Annotated in this window: 11 protein-coding genes, 1 other RNA gene and 2 pseudogenes; 12 read left to right on the forward strand and 2 right to left on the reverse strand. The window is 59.7% G+C overall.

Features of this window, described 5'->3' with window-relative positions; genetic code table 11:
• Positions 1–14: 14 nt before the first annotated feature.
• The 6 genes from VE934_RS18035 (at position 15) to VE934_RS18060 (ending at position 10649) form a co-directional block, all read left to right on the forward strand.
• Positions 15–2531: a PD-(D/E)XK nuclease family protein gene (locus VE934_RS18035; protein WP_324890132.1), complete on the forward strand. Its 2517-nt coding sequence runs from the start codon at positions 15–17 to the stop codon at positions 2529–2531.
• On the forward strand, positions 2483–5749 hold the full coding sequence (locus tag VE934_RS18040; protein ID WP_324890134.1) for a UvrD-helicase domain-containing protein: 3267 nt from the start codon (positions 2483–2485) through the stop codon (positions 5747–5749). Before VE934_RS18035 ends, VE934_RS18040 begins: the two co-directional genes overlap by 49 nt.
• Before the next feature lie 177 nt (positions 5750–5926).
• Complete coding sequence (locus VE934_RS18045; protein WP_324890159.1) at positions 5927–7339, forward strand: TIGR03862 family flavoprotein; 1413 nt, start codon at positions 5927–5929, stop codon at positions 7337–7339.
• A 137-nt stretch (positions 7340–7476) separates the two neighbouring features.
• Complete coding sequence (locus VE934_RS18050) at positions 7477–9624, forward strand: sensor histidine kinase (RefSeq protein WP_324890136.1); 2148 nt, start codon at positions 7477–7479, stop codon at positions 9622–9624.
• Positions 9624–10076 carry a response regulator gene (locus VE934_RS18055; RefSeq protein WP_324890138.1) on the forward strand — a complete coding sequence of 151 codons (453 nt, stop codon included), beginning with the start codon at positions 9624–9626 and terminating at the stop codon, positions 10074–10076. The genes VE934_RS18050 and VE934_RS18055 overlap by 1 nt, the downstream gene beginning before the upstream one ends.
• 102 nt (positions 10077–10178) lie before the next feature.
• Positions 10179–10649: a response regulator gene (locus VE934_RS18060; RefSeq protein WP_324890140.1), complete on the forward strand. Its 471-nt coding sequence runs from the start codon at positions 10179–10181 to the stop codon at positions 10647–10649.
• Between the two features lie 106 nt (positions 10650–10755).
• Here VE934_RS18060 and ffs read toward each other — a convergent pair.
• Positions 10756–10852, reverse strand: an RNA gene (gene ffs, locus VE934_RS18065) — signal recognition particle sRNA small type.
• Between the two features lie 82 nt (positions 10853–10934).
• Between ffs and dnaX the strand changes: the two genes are divergently transcribed.
• From dnaX to VE934_RS18095, 6 genes and pseudogenes are all read left to right on the forward strand, one after another.
• A complete protein-coding gene (gene dnaX, locus VE934_RS18070; RefSeq protein WP_324890142.1) occupies positions 10935–12758 on the forward strand; it encodes a DNA polymerase III subunit gamma/tau in 1824 nt (607 codons plus the stop codon).
• Positions 12759–12787: 29 nt separating this feature from the next.
• Positions 12788–13120, forward strand: coding sequence for a YbaB/EbfC family nucleoid-associated protein (locus VE934_RS18075; RefSeq protein ID WP_324890144.1), 333 nt, complete (start codon positions 12788–12790; stop codon positions 13118–13120).
• Between the two features lie 75 nt (positions 13121–13195).
• Complete coding sequence (gene recR, locus VE934_RS18080; protein WP_324890147.1) at positions 13196–13822, forward strand: recombination mediator RecR; 627 nt, start codon at positions 13196–13198, stop codon at positions 13820–13822.
• Between the two features lie 54 nt (positions 13823–13876).
• Positions 13877–14290, forward strand: coding sequence for an MAPEG family protein (locus tag VE934_RS18085; RefSeq protein WP_324890149.1), 414 nt, complete (start codon positions 13877–13879; stop codon positions 14288–14290).
• Between the two features lie 109 nt (positions 14291–14399).
• Positions 14400–15449 (forward strand): ABC transporter substrate-binding protein, encoded by a 1050-nt coding sequence (locus tag VE934_RS18090; protein ID WP_324890151.1) that lies wholly within the window; start codon positions 14400–14402, stop codon positions 15447–15449.
• 34 nt (positions 15450–15483) lie between these two features.
• Positions 15484–16149: pseudogene (locus VE934_RS18095) on the forward strand (ABC transporter ATP-binding protein); the annotation flags it as partial.
• On the opposite strand, the pseudogene VE934_RS18100 reads toward VE934_RS18095, so the two are convergent.
• Positions 16149–16242: pseudogene (locus VE934_RS18100) on the reverse strand (ABC transporter ATP-binding protein); the annotation flags it as partial. The pseudogenes VE934_RS18095 and VE934_RS18100 sit on opposite strands and share 1 nt — an antisense overlap.

Raw genomic sequence — 16242 nt, forward strand, 5'->3', positions numbered from 1 at the left:
CCCCAGACTTGCCTATGACAGCCATAGTTAATGTCATTGACCGGTCGTCCGGCCCGGCAGCGATCTGCTGGCACCACGTCACCACCCAGCTCCTTGCCTTGCTGCAAACGCGCGGGGTGCATGCTTCGCGGGCGGTTGTCTTGTTGCCCTATGCACAGCTGATGCAGGAAGCCAAAGCCGCCTGGACCAGCCTGGCCGGGGACGCGCACTTTGTACCGCGCTTCGAAACCACCATGAACTGGGCTACCCGCCTGGGTGCCTTTGAGGCGTCCGACACCGACATCCGTCTGGATGCGGCCCGTGACATGCTGACCGCCACCTCACTGATCGTGCAAGCCGGTCTGGGTGCGCAGAAAGATACGCTCTCAGCCCGGGTGGTGGAGGCCGCCTGGTCACTGGCGCGGCTGGCGGCAGCCGTCCCGCCTGATCAGCGTGCGTCCTGGGGCGCCCGCATGGGCGTCTTGCTCGGCGCGGGTGGGGATTCACCTCTACTCAGACTGGAGGCTGCGCTGGGCCAGATCGCGCTGGCATGGGCGGCCAATTCGAGTTATCCCTCGGATGTTCTGTTTTCGCAGCAGGCCGGGGAGCACCTGGACTTGCTGGTGACGATTGAAGGTTATCAAACCGAGGCAATGACCGCAGCACTCAAAGCGGAGTTTGCTTCCAAAGCCGTGTCACTGACTCTCTACTTACCCGGCGAAACGTTGATCCCGGCCTTGCATGCAGCGCAGGATTTTGAAGACGAGGCCGAGCGCGCAGCCGCCTGCGTGCTCGCGCATCTGGCCGAGGGGCGAAGCCCGGTCGGGTTGATTGCGCAAGACCGTGAGCTAACCCGCCGGGTGCGCGCGCTGTTGGGTGAGAGGGGCGTGGCCCTGCGCGACGAGACCGGGTGGAAGCTATCCACCACCCGAGCCGCCGCCACGCTTATGGGTTTGCTGCGCGCCCTGAGCTGGAACGCGGCCACAGACGCTGTGCTGGACTGGTTGAAGAACGCCCCGGCCTTTGATGCGGCGACCTTGACCGCTGCAGAAAAAGAATTACGCCGCGCCGGCGTGCGGGACTGGCGCGGGCTGACTCCTTCGCTGGTAGCAAGCGCTGCTATTGGGACGCGGGTACAAGATATGCGCGACGGCCTTCAACGCCCTCGCGCCCTGATGACGTGGCTGCGCGACCTGCGTGGCGTTCTGCAGACGGCGGGGCAGTGGGATGGCCTGCTGCGTGACGTCGCAGGCCAGGCCGTGCTGGATGCCCTGCGTTTGCAGGAAGGCGCAGAAGCTGAGTTTTTAGATGCCGACGGGCGTATGGATTTGTCCGCATTTACCAGCTGGGTCAATCAGACGCTTGAAGCGGCCAGTTTCTCCCCGCCACATCCAGATCATGCGCAGGTGATCATTTTGCCGCTGAGCCAGTTGTTGGGCCGGACCTTGCAGGCGGTGGTGCTACCGGGTTGTGACGAACAACACCTGCCAGTGTCGCCGGAGCCTCCTGGCCAGTGGACGCCAGCGCAGCGTGAGTTGCTGGGCCTGCCGTCTCGTGAGGTTCTGGCGGATGCGGAGCGCGCTGCCTGGCTGTATGCCTTGCGGTTTACGCATATGGACCTGTTGTGGCGCACGAGTGAAAACGGTGAGCGCCTGATGCCCAGCGGATTTGTGCAAGAGCTTTTGCTGCAACACCGAGAGACCGCCGCGCCCGACCCGCGCGATCAACGCATGCTGGAGCTGAAACCCACGCCGCGTCCTGCGCCGACCGGCGAAGCGCTCCCGGTGAAGCGCCTCTCAGCCAGCGCATATGAAGATTTGCGGCGTTGCCCTTATCGCTTTTTTGCGCTGCGCCAGTTGAAGTTGCAAGAGGCCGATGAGCTGGACACCGAGTTGGGCAAGCGTGATTTTGGGAATTGGCTGCACACAGTGCTCAAGATTTTTCACGATGCGTTAAAAAGCACGCCCACCACCGATTGGCAGGCGCGAATAGCCTTGATAGACGAGGCTGCAGAGGCGGCTGCGAGAGAGCTAGCCCTCAGCGACAGCGAATTTTTGCCCTTTAGTGCCAGCTGGCCGCGAGTGCGGGCGGCTTATCTCGAGTGGCTAGGCAAACATGAGGCCGAAGGGGCAACATTTGACGCCGGTGAAGTTGCCAGAGAGGTGGGCTTGGGCACGTTGACCTTGATCGGGAAAATTGACCGTATCGACCGGTTGCCTGACGGCGGCACCTTGGTGATTGACTATAAAACCGAAGCCAGTGGTATCACCAAAGACCGGTTGAAGCAGCCGCAGGAAGACACGCAGCTGGCGTTCTACGCGGGACTGCTGGAAGACGACACGCTGGCCGCCGCCTATGTGAACCTCGGGGAAAAGGAAGCCACGCGCACCTATCAGCAGCTGGACATCGTGTCTCTGCGTGACGAGTTGCTGGATAGCATCCTCACGGACATGTCGCGCATTGATCACGGCGCCACGATGCCGGCTATCGGCGAAGGCAAGGCATGTGCGTACTGTTCTGCAAGGGGCTTGTGCAGAAAGGATTTCTGGTGACGGCAGCCTACGAACACAACGGTCAGCCGGTGTCGGCCGAGACCTTTTACGCCATTGCCTGCGACCCGCGCCGTAGCGTGGCGGTGGAGGCTTGTGCGGGCGCCGGCAAAACCTGGATGCTGGTCTCGCGCATTGTGCGGGCCTTGCTGGCGGGCGCGCAGCCGCACGAAATTTTGGCAATTACGTTCACCAAACGTGCCGCTGGCGAGATGCGGGAGCGGCTGTACGAGTGGCTTGAGAAATTTGCCCACGCTGATGACGCCACGCTGGCCCAAGAGCTGTCAATACGCGGCATTTCATATCAAAATGGCTCCCAGTCCGCTTTGGACGGGCGCAAGCAGCTATCAGATTTGTATCTGCGCATGCTGGAGACGCGCCGCTCTGTGCAGATCCGCACCTTTCACGGCTGGTTTGCCACCTTGCTGCGCAACGCGCCGATTGCCTTGTTGCAGCAACAAGGCCTGCCGCTCAACTACGAGTTGCTTGAAGACGACGCGCCAGCCAAGGCGTTGGTCTGGCGGCGGTTTTATGCGGCTTTGTTGACCCACCCTGAACTGAAGGCTGACTTTGAAGCGGAAGTTTTTGCGCATGGCCGTTTTCTGACTGACAAGGCCTTGCAGACCGCGCTCGACAAACGAACCGAGTTTGCGCTGGCAGACGCGAAGGGTGCTGTTGATCTGTCGGTAGCCCACTTCACCGCCCAGTTTCCGGCGTTTGACGGGCTGGACGAGCCTGAGGAACTCCTCACGGGTAACGAGTCTGTATGGCAAACCCTGCAGGGTGCTGCAACGATGCTGGGCCGTGCCAGCGCTGCCAGTTTCTCAGCCTGCGGCGTGGCGCTGGAACAGGCCCTGAGCGCAGGCGACATAGGCGCAGTTTTTTCCGCGCTGCTGACTGAAAAAGGCACGGCCCGCAAATTCAGCGAAAAGATTGTCGGTATTGAGCAGGTGCGCGTCGCCCAAGAATTGGTGCTGCGCGTGCTGGCCGCGCGCCAGCAACACGACGCCTGGTTGCACCAGCAACGCATGGCCCGCCTGACCCGCGTGTTGATCGCCGCGTTCACGGCGCTCAAACGGGAGCGCGGCTGGGTTGACATGAACGATATCGAGCTTGCGGCCAAGGCGCTGTTGAGCGATGAAGTCATGTCGGGCTGGGTGCAGGAGCGGCTGGACGCACGCATCCGTCATTTGCTGATAGACGAATTTCAGGACACCAACCCGCTGCAATGGCAAGCGCTGCTGTCCTGGCTCAGCGCTTACGGCGGTGCCGGACATGCGCCCAGCGTGTTTATCGTGGGCGACCCCAAGCAAAGCATTTACCGCTTCCGGCGAGCGGAGCCGCAGGTGTTCAGGGCCGCACAGGCTTTTGTGAAAGATGGCCTGGATGGTGAAATCCTCAGCTGTGACCACACGCGGCGAAATGCCCCACAAGTCATTGCCACCGTGAACGCCGTGATGGGCGCCGCGCAAGACAGCGGTGCGTATCAGGGTTACCGCCAGCACACCACCGAGGTGGACGAAGGCGGCGCAACAGGCCGCCTGCCGCCGATTCCGCGATCTCGGGAGGTAGATGAGGATGCCGCCGTACCGCTGGGCGGCTGGCGCGACAGCCTGACCACCCCGCGCGAAGTGCCAGAGGAAACCTTGCGCACGCTGGAGGCCCGCCAGTCCGCCGCCTGGATTTCTGCGCAGGTTGCCGAAGGTCTCAGGCCAGCTGAGATCATGGTTCTGTCCCGCAAGCGCGCCGGCTTGCTCACCATGCAGGACGAGCTGCGCGCGCTGCACATTCCGGCACTGGTGGGTGAAAAAACAGAGCTGATTGATTGCTGCGAGGTGCTGGACATTGTTGCGTTGCTGGACGTGCTGGTCTCACCCCAGCATGACCTGTCACTCGCCCGTGCCCTGAAGTCACCGCTGTTTGGCCTTGGCGACGAAGCGCTTGTTCAGATCGCTTTGGCGAAGGGAAACTCCGCGCGATCCTGGTATGAGGTGCTTCTGAATTCAGAGCAAACTATTCCCGCGATCATTGGGCTGGGTGCCGTTTTTATTCAATACAAGAGCTGGCTGGACACCTTGCCACCGCATGACGCGCTGCAGGCTATTTATCACCACTGCGATGTGTTGGCACGTTTTGCCGCCGCTGCGCCTGGTGCGCAGCGCGCCAGCGTCCTGGCCAATCTGCGTGCCGTGCTGGCAGCTGCACTGCGCCTGGATGGCGGCAGGTACGCGACACCCTACGCTTTTGTGCGGGCCTTGAAAGCCGGTGGCCTGCAGGCACCCGCCACGGTGGACAGCGAGGCTGTGCGCTTGTTGACCGTTCACGGCGCGAAAGGGCTGGAAGCGAAAGCTGTTTTGCTGCTTGACACCGACACAGCGGAGCGCAACGCGGACAGCATGGGTGTACTGGTTAACTGGCCGGGTGAAGCGGCCGCGCCCGAAAAGTTTGTATTTTTAATCAGCGAAAGCCGGCCGCCCGCCTGCGCGCAGGCGCTGCTGCTGGACGAGCAGGAGGCGCGCCGGCGGGAGGAGCTTAATGCGCTGTATGTGGCGCTGACGCGGGCCCGCCAGACCCTCGTGTTGTCGTCGATCACACCCTACCGCGAAGCACCGCAAAGCTGGTGGCAGCGTTTGGCCGCTCAACTTGAAGAATGGCCAGCTCCCCAGTCGCAAGTTCTCGCCGGTGCCGAGTTTCTGGTTCAGGACTGCCTGCTGCAACTACCTGCCGCTCCGGCTGCGCCCGAGCTGGCGGTTATTGCGAAAGCGGTTGACGCAGACACCGACCAGTCGCGCATTGGCAAGGCCATGCACCGATTGCTGGAGTGGGGCAGCTTGTCCGAATCGCAAATCCGCGCCGTGCAACGCGAGTTTCGATTGACCCCGGCACAGGGTCGGCAGGCGGCGGACATGGCCAGGCGCGTGCTGTCCGGTGCGGGCGCCTGGGCCTGGGACGCACATGTGCTGGCCTGGCAAGGTAATGAAGTTGAACTCGTTCACCAGGGCCAAACCCTGCGCCTGGACCGGCTGGTGCAGAGACAGGACGCCGGGCATGAGGGCCACTGGTGGGTGCTTGACTACAAATCGGCAGGCACCCCGCAGGACCAGCCCGAGCTGGTGAGCCAGATGCATCGCTACCGCGCAGCATTGCAGGCACTCTACAAAGGGCAAACCGTCAAGGCGGCGTTTTTAACCGCGCAGGGGGCTGTGGTGGAACTGGTCTGACAGCGATGGAGCGTGCGAGACCGCATAATGGTCTGAAACCGGGTCATTGGAAGATCTTTCAAGCCATTTTGGCTGTTAACCCTTTCAAAACGGCAATAGTTTGCTATCAAAAATATAGTGTTCGGTGCTACGCAAACCGGCACTGCGCTTTTCAGGAAATTTTTTTTGAACGATTCGATGTCTCCTTCCACGTCCCAATCAGCGCCCGCTGGTCACTCCCGGCGCGTTGCCGTCATTGGCGGCGGGCCCGCAGGCCTGATGGCTGCAGAAGTACTGGCGGCAGCGGGCGTGCCCGGCTTGCAGGTGCAGTTGTACGACACCATGCCTTCTGTGGGACGCAAATTTTTGCTGGCTGGCAAGGGCGGGCTCAACCTCACGCACTCCGAAGCGCCTGAGCCTTTTCTCAGCCGCTACGGTGAGCGCAGCGCGCAGCTGCAGCCCATGCTCGCGGCGTTTAGCCCGGCTGAGCTTCGCGCCTGGGCCGGCGAGCTGGGCGTGGAAACATTTGTCGGCAGCTCGGGAAGGGTGTTCCCAAAAGACATGAAGGCGGCGCCCTTGCTGCGTGCCTGGCTTCATCGGTTGCGCGCAGCTGGTGTGCAGTTCAACATGCGCCATCGCTGGGTGGGCTGGGATGAGCAGGGCGCATTGAAGTTTTCCGTCCCCACCGGTGAGTTGTCGATTCAAGTCGATGCCGTGGTGCTGGCGCTCGGCGGGGCAAGCTGGGCGCGGCTGGGCTCGGATGGCGCATGGGTGCCACTGCTGGCTGAGCGCGGCGTGGCGGTCGCGCCTTTGCAACCCTCCAATTGCGGCTTTGACGTGGGTAGCGAGCCACACGCAGTCGCCACCGCAGAGCAGGGTGAAACCCGCCGGGAGTTTTTCCGTGAGCTGATTGGGCAGGGGCCTTCGCAGAAGCCAGGCTGGACTGAACATTTTTCAACCCGGTTTGCAGGCCAGCCTTTCAAGTCGGTGGCCATCCATTTCACGGATTCCAAGGGCCGCAGCTTCAGCCGCAAGGGCGAATTCATCGCAACGGCCACAGGCGTGGAAGGAAGCCTGATTTACGCCGCGTCCAGCTTGCTGCGGGACGAAATTGCAGCCCACGGCAGTGCTACGTTTATGCTTGACTTGCTGCCAGACAAGACACCAGAGCAGGTGCTGGTGGAGGTGCGACATCCGCGTGGCTCACGTTCGCTTTCCAGTCACCTCAAAAGCCGATTGAGTCTGGATGGCATCAAGGCCGCCATGCTCCATGAGCTGCTGGGCAAGGAAGAGATGAACGATCCCGTGCGGCTGGCCCGAGCCATCAAGGCATTGCCGCTGCGGGTCACGGCCGCCGGGCCGATTGACGAGGCCATCAGCAGTGCGGGAGGCGTGATGTTTGAAGCGCTGGATGCGCACTTGCAGATCAAGGCGACTGAGGGCCTCAAACACCCGGTTTTTTGCGCAGGTGAGATGCTGGACTGGGAAGCGCCTACGGGTGGCTACCTGTTGACGGCAAGTTTCGCAAGCGGTCGCCTGGCCGCCAGCGGCGCTTTGGCTCAACTGGGTTTTGCGTCTGTATTTCAGGGCAACAATTCCGGTTCAGTTTAGGAGGCAGCGCCCGGTGTGGCGCGGGTCAATCCTGTGTATTGTCGATAGCCAAACTGCAGTATTCGGACCGCCCTCTTTGACATTTGGAAGCTCAGCAGTATGGGTGCATACTTTGGAGTACCTGCAAGGCCCTATTTTTGAAATCAGTCCAAGCTCCCACCATCCGCTCTCAACTTGTCCTGCTGACAGTTTTGTGCATGGTCCCTGCATTCCTGATGGCGGCACTGACGCTGATGTACAGCTACCGCCAGCAGCAAAACGACCTGGTCAGGGAGTCGGTGAGTGTGGTCAGAAATTTGAGCCGGGTCATTGACAGCGAACTGGGCTCAGCCGAGGTGTCGCTAAATGTCCTCAGCGCTTCCCCCTCTTTGCAGACGCCCGACTATGTAGCCTTTCGGGGGCAGGCGCAGGAGGTCCTCAAGCGTGGCCTTATCAACAATGTTGCGCTGATTGATGCGACGGGGCAGCAGCTGGTTAACACCGCTGTTCCCTACGGCCAGCCCTTGCCGAAAACCGCGTTGATAGACCTGGTCCCGCGTGTGTTGCAGACCGGGAAGCCGTTGGTTTCGGGCTTGGTAATGGGCGCTGCTCTGAAGCGGCCACTGATAAGCGTGATGGTTCCCGTAATTTCCCGGGAAACGGGTACCCACACACGGGTACTCTCGGCAGTTGTTCTTCCCGCCCATTTTGAAAAACTACTCACAGGCTACGGCTTGCCGCCCGACCGGATATCGGTGATTTTTGACCAGACTGGCACAGTGGTGGCCCGCTCCCACGAGCTGGAGCGTTTTCTTGGAAAACCGATTGCCCCCGGCTTGAGCGACGGGCTCAAAGAATCCCAGGAGGGCGCGATTGATTTGAAGACCCTGGAGGGCGTGCAGGTCCTGAGTTCCTTTTCCCGCTCGGCGGCAACCGGGTGGGGTGTGGCTGTGGGCATTCCTCAGGATTCGTTGACGCGGGAGTTACGTCACGGGATGGCCCTGCTGCTTGCGGTCATGTTGCTGCTGATCTGCCTGGGCGTGTTTGGCTCGTGGTGGATGGGCGGGCGCATTGCGGGTGCCATAGGGAAATTGATTGAGCCTGCCTTTGATATCTCGAGGGGTAAATCCGTCACCATTCCGGAGCTCAATATCAGAGAGGTCAACGAAGTGGGGCGCGCCATGATGCTCACGTCGGCCGTGCTGGAAACAACCAGCAGCTCGCTGCGCAGCAGTGAAACGCGCATGCGGAGTATCCTGCAATCAGCCATGGACGCCATCATCACTGTCGACGACAGGCAGGTGATCGTGCTGTTCAATGCGGCCGCAGCGGGCATGTTCGGTTGTCCACCAGAACACGCGGTAGGTCAGCCACTGGTGCGGTTTATCCCCGAGCGCTTTCATGAACGTCATGCCGCCTATATCAAGCGCCAGCGGGATCAAGCTGCTGCGGCCGACGCCTACGGTGTGGCCGGCGTGGCCGTTGGCGTGCGCAGCGGCGGCGAAGAGTTTCCGGTGGAGGTGTCTTACTCCAGTGTGAGGGAGGGCGACTCCGTCTTTCATACCCTGATTATTCGGGACGTCACAGCCCGTGTCCGCGCGCAAGAGGCTTTGGAGCGCAGCAACACCGACCTGCAGCAGTTTGCCTATGTGGCTTCGCATGATTTGAAAACACCGTTGCGTTCGATCGCCGGGTTTGTACAGCTGCTGGAAAAAAACTACGCGAGCAAGCTTGACGCCAAAGCGGTGGACCTGGTGCGCCGTACGGCTGCCGCAGCAACGCGACTTGAGCAAATCACGGACGATCTGTTGGCCTACGCCCGGGTCGGGTCCGAAACCAAGCCATTTGTTCCGGTGGATTTTCAGGAGGTTTTCGCCGAGGTGCTCCAATTGCTGGACGCCGCGCTGAATAACGTCAATGCCGTGGTAACCGCCGGCCCCTTGCCGACCGTTCAGGGCGACAAAACACAACTGGTTCGTTTGATGCTCAATCTCATCGGAAACGGCATTAAATATTGTGCTGGGACCCCTCAGGTGCATGTGACTGCGCTGCGACACGATGGCGCCTGGCTTTTTTCTGTCAAGGACAACGGCATCGGCATAGACCCAAAGCATTACGAACGTGTATTTGAGCCGTTCAAGCGTTTGCATACCCAGCAGGAGTATGCGGGGACCGGTATCGGGCTGGCAATTTGCCGCCGCATTGTGACGGGACACAAGGGCAGGATCTGGATAGAGTCGGAATCCGGCCAGGGCAGTGCCTTTTGCTTCACAATCCCCGATATTGCTACAGAACAAGGCGCCTGATGACACCTGCCGTGACCAACAAAAAAGCGATCAATGTCCTGCTCGTTGAAGACAATGAAAATGACGCTTTTTTTACCCGTGAAGCCTTTGATGCGGGCGGTCAGGTCGTGAATTTGCATCACGTCGACAACGGCGCGAAATGTCTGGAGTTTCTTCGCGCTCAGGGTGCGTATGGCGACGCACCCCGGCCTGATCTGATTTTGCTGGACATCAACATGCCGGTGATGGACGGGCGCGAGGTGCTCAGGGAAATCGTGCGAGACAACAAGCTCAAAAATTTGCCTGTGGTGGTCCTGACCACTTCAAGTGCTGCGACTGACATCCAGAGCATGTATGACATGCGCTGCACTTCCTACCTCGTTAAGCCAATCGATTTTGATTATTTTGTCGAAATGATCAGGGAGCTGAAGGAGTACTGGTTTGACCTGGTCGCCTTGCCGGCTCCCGCCTAGCCGGAGCGGCCCCGCGTCTATGCAGAGGCAAATGAATTTGCATGGAATTTGTTACAACCGTCTGGGCGATGTTCGTTCAGAAATCTCCAGAAAGCTCCCTTCATGAACAAGTCGCTCGCTCAAAGCAGAGTCGCCGAGGTGTTACTCGTCGAAGACAACGAAGACGACGTTTTTTTGATCCGCGAGGCCTTCGAAGCTGTCAAGTTTCGGGTGAATCTTCATCATGTCAATGATGGGGAGAAGTGCCTCAAGTTTCTGCGCAACCAGGGTGACTACGTTGCGGCGCCAAGTCCCGATGTCATTTTGCTGGATCTGCACATGCCCTTGATGGACGGGCGGGAGGTGTTGGCAGAGATCGTCAAGGACGAAAAGCTGAAACATCTGCCCGTCATCGTGCTGACGACCTCGCATGAAGCAAAGGACATTGAGCGCATGTACAGCCTGCGCTGCAACTCTTACATCACGAAACCGGTCGATTTCAATAACTTCGTTACAGCGGTGAGCCAGATCGCCGGGTATTGGCTGACTTTGGTGGTCTTGCCCGATGCGGCAAAACATTCAGACGGCGCCTGAAATTGCAAGGTTGAGGTATGTTGGAGCGCTGCCAGCGCCACATTCAACCGCTAATAAAGGCACAAACGAAAACAGGGCATACCTCGATGCCCTGTTTAAAAGAATAGGTGACGAGCCTTGACCCCGGCACTGGCTCCACAGTTAGGGCTGCTTGGTTCCCCATCTGACCCGGTTGGCCGCTTTACCATGCGGGAAGGCCCGTCGCTTTGTATTGTAAGGGCGCATGACAGGACTTAAAGACCCAGCCTCTTAAAAACCCGAAAGACCGCCCCTTAGAATCGATCCATGTCCTATCTCGTGCTTGCCCGTAAATACCGCCCCAGAAATTTTTCTGAAATGGTCGGGCAGTCACATGTGGTGCAAGCCCTTGGCAACGCACTGCGCACCCAGCGCCTGCATCATGCCTACCTGTTTACGGGCACACGGGGCGTTGGCAAGACGACGATTTCTCGCATTCTGGCAAAGTCACTCAATTGCCTGGGCGCGGACGGGCAGGGCGGCATTACCGACCAGCCTTGCGGCGTGTGCCAGGCCTGTACCGACATCGACAGCGGCCGCTTTGTGGACTACACCGAGCTCGATGCGGCGTCCAATCGAGGGGTGGACGAAATCGCCCAGCTGCTGGAGCAGGCGGTTTACAAACCGGTCGTAGGCCGCTTCAAGGTCTTCATGATCGACGAGGTTCACATGCTGACGAACACGGCGTTTAACGCCATGCTCAAGACGCTGGAGGAGCCTCCTGAGTACCTCAAATTTGTGCTGGCCACCACGGACCCGCAAAAAGTACCAGCCACTGTTTTGTCGCGCTGCCTGCAGTTCAACCTGCGGCCCATGGCGCCCGAAACCATTCACGAACATTTGACGCAGGTGTTGCAGACCGAAAGCGTGGCGTCGGAGCCGCAGGCCTTGCGGCTGCTGGCGCGCGCAGCACGCGGGTCCATGCGGGATGCCCTGTCGCTCACGGACCAGGCCATTGCGTTTGGCTCTGGCCAATTGCAGGAAGCCAGCGTGCGCCAGATGCTGGGCAGCGTGGATCGAAGTTATGTCTTTCAGCTGCTGGATGCGCTGGCGCGTGGTGACGGCAAGGCCGTTGTCGAGACGTCTGAAGTGCTGCGTCTCAACGGCTTGAGCGCGGCATCCACCCTGGAAGAGATGGCCACTGTCCTGCAGCGCATGGCGGTATTGCAGGCAGTGCCTGAGTTGGCCTCGGGTGATGACGACTCGGATCCCGAAATCGCAGCGACGGCCCGCCTGGCGCAAACCCTGCCCGCGGACGAAACACAATTGCTCTACAGCCTTTGCCTGCACGGCCGTGCCGAGCTGGGCCTTGCGCCGGATGACTACGCAGCGTTGACCATGGTGCTGCTGCGCCTGCTGGCGTTCAAGCCTGCGGCGAAGTCGGACGTGACGACTGCAGCCGTGGGGAGCGCCGTCGAGCCCCCAAAAAAGCCACAGCCTGAGGAGAGGCCAGTCGCGGTGGCTGCCCCGCCGACGCCCGCTGTGCGCCCTCTGCCCACTGTTGCTGCTGCGGTTGCGGTTGCGGTTGCGGTTCCGGCGCATGTCTCTCCCCAAAATAATGAAGCAAATCAGCCTCCTGCCCAAATAGAACGGGCGAAGGTTGCTCCTGAAATAATAGCAAATCTGCCCCCGGCTGCCAGCGTTGAGGCGGAAGTTCCTGCTACAGACGACGCATTCTCAGGGCCTCTTGGCCACACATGGACAGCCATCGTGAATGGTCTGGTTGCTGCAGAAGCCATTTCGGCACTCACGCGCGAGCTGGCCTTGCAGTCCGAACTGCGCTCGCAGCTTGATGGGGTCTGGACGCTGCGAGTTGAGCGTGAGTCGTTGAATCAGGCCGCCGCCCGGGAAAAACTCCAGCTTGCGCTCCAGTCGGCGGCACCAGCGGATGACCAGCCGATCAGGCTGGTTGTGGAGCTGGGGCCGGTTGCCGATTCACCTGCCCGTCGCAACGCCGCCGCCCAGCAGGAGAGGCAGCGCGTGGCCGAAGAAACCATTCACAACGACCCGTTTGTGCAGGACATGATGCGCGACTGGGGAGCCAAAATTGTGCCGGGCAGCATCAAGCCCGTGGCAAGCAAGCCGATATGATCAACCACAGGTTTTAAAGGAAAGAAATCATGTTCAACAAAGGACAACTCGCCGGCCTGATGAAGCAGGCTCAGGCCATGCAGGACAACTTAAAAAAAGCGCAGGACGAGCTGGCATTTATCGAAGTCACGGCGGAGTCCGGCGGCGGCATGGTCAAAGTCACCATGACCTGCAAACACGATGTCAAGCGTGTCGAGATCGACCCCAGCTTGCTGGGCGACGACAAGGACATGCTGGAAGACCTGGTGGCTGCAGCTTTCAATGCGGCGGTGCGCAAGGCTGAAGAGCTGAGCCAGGAAAAAATGGGCAAGCTCACAGCCGGCATGCCAGGTTTGCCCGGTGGCATGAAACTTCCGTTTTGATAAGTTCCGTTCGCATTGAGCTTGTCGAAATGCAGGCTTCGACAGGCTCAGCCCGAACGGTGAAATACATCCACCATGGCTGACTCCAACGCGCTTGAAGGCCTGACTCAGGCGCTGCGCCGATTGCCGGGTGTGGGCGCCAAATCCGCCGCACGTATGGCGTTTCACCTGCTGCAGCACGACAAGCCGGGCGCCTTGCAGATTGCGCGAGCCATGGAGCATGCGGTGCACAGCGTTAAACATTGCACACTGTGCAACACCCTGACCGAGCTGGAGTTGTGCAGCACCTGCGCCAATCCGTCCCGCGACCAGACCAAGCTCTGTGTGGTCGAAACGCCCGCCGACCAGGCCGCCCTTGAGCGCACGCTGGCCTACCGCGGTCTCTACTTTGTGCTGATGGGCAAGCTCAGTCCGCTTGACGGTATCGGCCCCAATGACATCGGCCTGCAAAAACTGTTTGACCGTGTGCTCCCCAAAGACGCGCAGGGCGCAGCGGTGCCTGTTGCGGCGCGCGGCGTGGAAGAAGTTATTTTGGCTACCAATTTCACGGCGGAAGGCGAAGCCACTGCACACGTGATTGGGCAAGCCTTGCGGAGCAGAGGTGTGCAGGTCACGCGTCTGGCCCGCGGCGTACCCGTGGGAAGCGAACTGGAATATGTCGACCTGGGCACGATTGCGCATGCGCTGGTTGATCGCCGCTGACGCCAGGATTTGGTCGGTGTTACTCACAACTCAGAGCCTGAAGGGCCACTAAAAATGACTTACGCACGTTTTACCGTGGCTTACGGCTGTCTCCTGGTCGCAGCTCTCCTGCCCATCATCTGCGCAGCGATTGCGAAGTTCGCGTCTGCCGGACCGGGGGGGCGCCGCGACAGCTTTGACAACAACAATCCACGCGACTGGTTTGCACGGCAGACCGGATGGAAGGCACGGGCCAACCATGCCCAAGCCAATACTTTCGAAGCGCTTCCATTTTTCTTTGCTGCAGTGATTATTGCGCACCAGCTGCAGGCCTCCCAGATCAGGCTGGACGTGTTTGCCTTTGTTTTTGTTGTTTTGCGAATCGCCTACATCATCATGTACATCGCTGATATGGCCAATACCCGTAGCGTGATCTGGTTTCTGGCCCTGCTGGTCAACATCGGGATTCTGTTTCTGGGCTATCGGTAAGCCTTACCCCATCCGTTCCGTACAAACCCGCACGGGATGATACCGATGTGGGTTTTTTCATCGCTGGCTATGCTGTTTTCAATCAATAAAAATCAGCGAAATACCCAGCATGACCTCCACCTGCAACCTTACCCGTAGAGCTTTTGCTGCTGCCTGCGCGGGTGCCGCTTCTGCGCTGGCCTTGCCGGCGCTGCACGCTCAGGGCAAGCCCGAGAAAACAAAAGTCGCACTGGCCGTCGGGGGCAAGGCTGCCTTTTATTACCTGCCGCTGACCATCAGCGAGCAACTGGGTTACTTCAAGGCTGAGGGCCTGGAAGTGGAGATCAGCGACTTTGCCGGCGGCGCGCGCGCTTTGCAGGCGGTGGTGGGCGGCTCCGCCGATGTGGTCTCGGGCGCTTACGAACACACCATCAACCTGCAGTCCAAAAACCAGATGTTTCAGGCATTTGTGTTGCAGGGCAGGGCACCCCAAATCGCTTTTGGTGTGTCCACCAAAAACATGCCCGGCTACAAGACGGTGGCTGACCTCAAAGGCAAAAGAATCGGCATATCTGCTCCCGGCTCATCAACCAACATGATGGCCAATCTGGTGTTGTCCCGCGCCGGGCTCAAACCCAGCGATGTCAGTTTTATCGGTGTGGGCACAGCAGCCGGCGCGTTGGCCGCACTGCGGTCAGGGCAGATCGATGCAATGAGCAACACCGACCCGGTGATGACCATGCTGGAGCAAAAAGGCGAAGTGAAAATCATTTCTGACACACGCACGCTTAAAGGCACGGTTGATGTTTTTGGCGGGCCCATGCCCGCAGCATGTCTGTACGCCCCTATGGAATTCATCCAGAAAAATCCCAACACCTGCCAGGCGCTGACGAACGCCATCGTGCACGGGTTGAAGTGGCTACAGACCGCCGGCCCAAGCGACCTCATCAAAACCGTTCCCGACAGTTATCTGCTGGGTGATCGGGCGCTGTACCTGGCCTCGTTCAGCAAGGTTCGCGATGCAATTGCACTTGATGGGCTTATTCCTGAGGAGGGTGCAAAAACGGCGCTCAAGGCGCTGGCCAGTTTTGACCCCAGCATCAAGGCAGACAAGATCAATCTTGCCAAGACCTACACCAACGAGTTTGCACGGCGTGCCAAGGAAAAGTACAAGGCCTGAGTCCGCAGCCTGCTGAGCTTCTGGCAGATTTTTCATGGTGGAAAACCCCGCAGTCACTTCCGACTACGCCATTGAACTGCTCGGTGTAACCTGCACCTTCAGATCGCGAGACGATGCAGGGGCAAGTTATACAGCCGTGGGCGAGACCACCTTGCGCGTACGTGCGGGTGAATTTGTCTCCGTGGTCGGCCCCACCGGTTGCGGAAAGTCCACGCTGCTCAACATCGGTGCGGGTTTGCTGGAGCCTTCATCGGGAGCCGTCAGGGTTTTTGGGAAGACACTGCAAGGCATCAACACACGCGCTGGCTACATGTTTCAGACTGAAGCGCTCATGCCCTGGCGCAACGCCATCGACAACGTCATGGTGGGTCTTCAATACCGGGGCATCCCTGACGATCAGGCAAGGGATCAGGCCCAGGCCTGGCTGGACCGTGTGGGGCTCAGCGAGTTTGGCGACCGTTATCCGCACCAGTTGTCCGGTGGCATGCGTAAACGGACAGCTTTGGCGCAAGTCCTGGCGCTGGACCCGGACATCATCCTGATGGACGAGCCTTTTTCAGCGCTGGACATCCAGACTCGGCAGTTGATGGAAAACGAAGTTCTGGAATTGTGGGCAGCCAAAAAGAAAGCCGTCATTTTCATCACTCATGATCTGGACGAAGCCATTGCGATGAGTGACCGTGTTGTCGTGTTGTCGGCAACACGGTCACTCATCGCAATGGCTTCGTCCAGATCATGAGTGATGAAAATGACGGCTTTCTTTTTGGCTGCCCACAATTCCAGAACTTCGTTT

This window comes from Polaromonas sp. (assembly GCF_035638815.1).
GTDB lineage: Bacteria > Pseudomonadota > Gammaproteobacteria > Burkholderiales > Burkholderiaceae_C > Polaromonas.

Coding starts and splice junctions, on each gene's coding strand:
- dnaX (WP_324890142.1), top strand. CDS start 10,935: ATGTCCTATCTCGTGCTTGCCCGTAAATACCGCCCCAGAAATTTTTCT.
- VE934_RS18055 (WP_324890138.1), top strand. CDS start 9,624: ATGACACCTGCCGTGACCAACAAAAAAGCGATCAATGTCCTGCTCGTT.
- VE934_RS18040 (WP_324890134.1), top strand. CDS start 2,483: ATGTGCGTACTGTTCTGCAAGGGGCTTGTGCAGAAAGGATTTCTGGTG.
- recR (WP_324890147.1), top strand. CDS start 13,196: ATGGCTGACTCCAACGCGCTTGAAGGCCTGACTCAGGCGCTGCGCCGA.
- VE934_RS18085 (WP_324890149.1), top strand. CDS start 13,877: ATGACTTACGCACGTTTTACCGTGGCTTACGGCTGTCTCCTGGTCGCA.
- VE934_RS18090 (WP_324890151.1), top strand. CDS start 14,400: ATGACCTCCACCTGCAACCTTACCCGTAGAGCTTTTGCTGCTGCCTGC.
- VE934_RS18075 (WP_324890144.1), top strand. CDS start 12,788: ATGTTCAACAAAGGACAACTCGCCGGCCTGATGAAGCAGGCTCAGGCC.
- VE934_RS18035 (WP_324890132.1), top strand. CDS start 15: ATGACAGCCATAGTTAATGTCATTGACCGGTCGTCCGGCCCGGCAGCG.
- VE934_RS18060 (WP_324890140.1), top strand. CDS start 10,179: ATGAACAAGTCGCTCGCTCAAAGCAGAGTCGCCGAGGTGTTACTCGTC.
- VE934_RS18045 (WP_324890159.1), top strand. CDS start 5,927: ATGTCTCCTTCCACGTCCCAATCAGCGCCCGCTGGTCACTCCCGGCGC.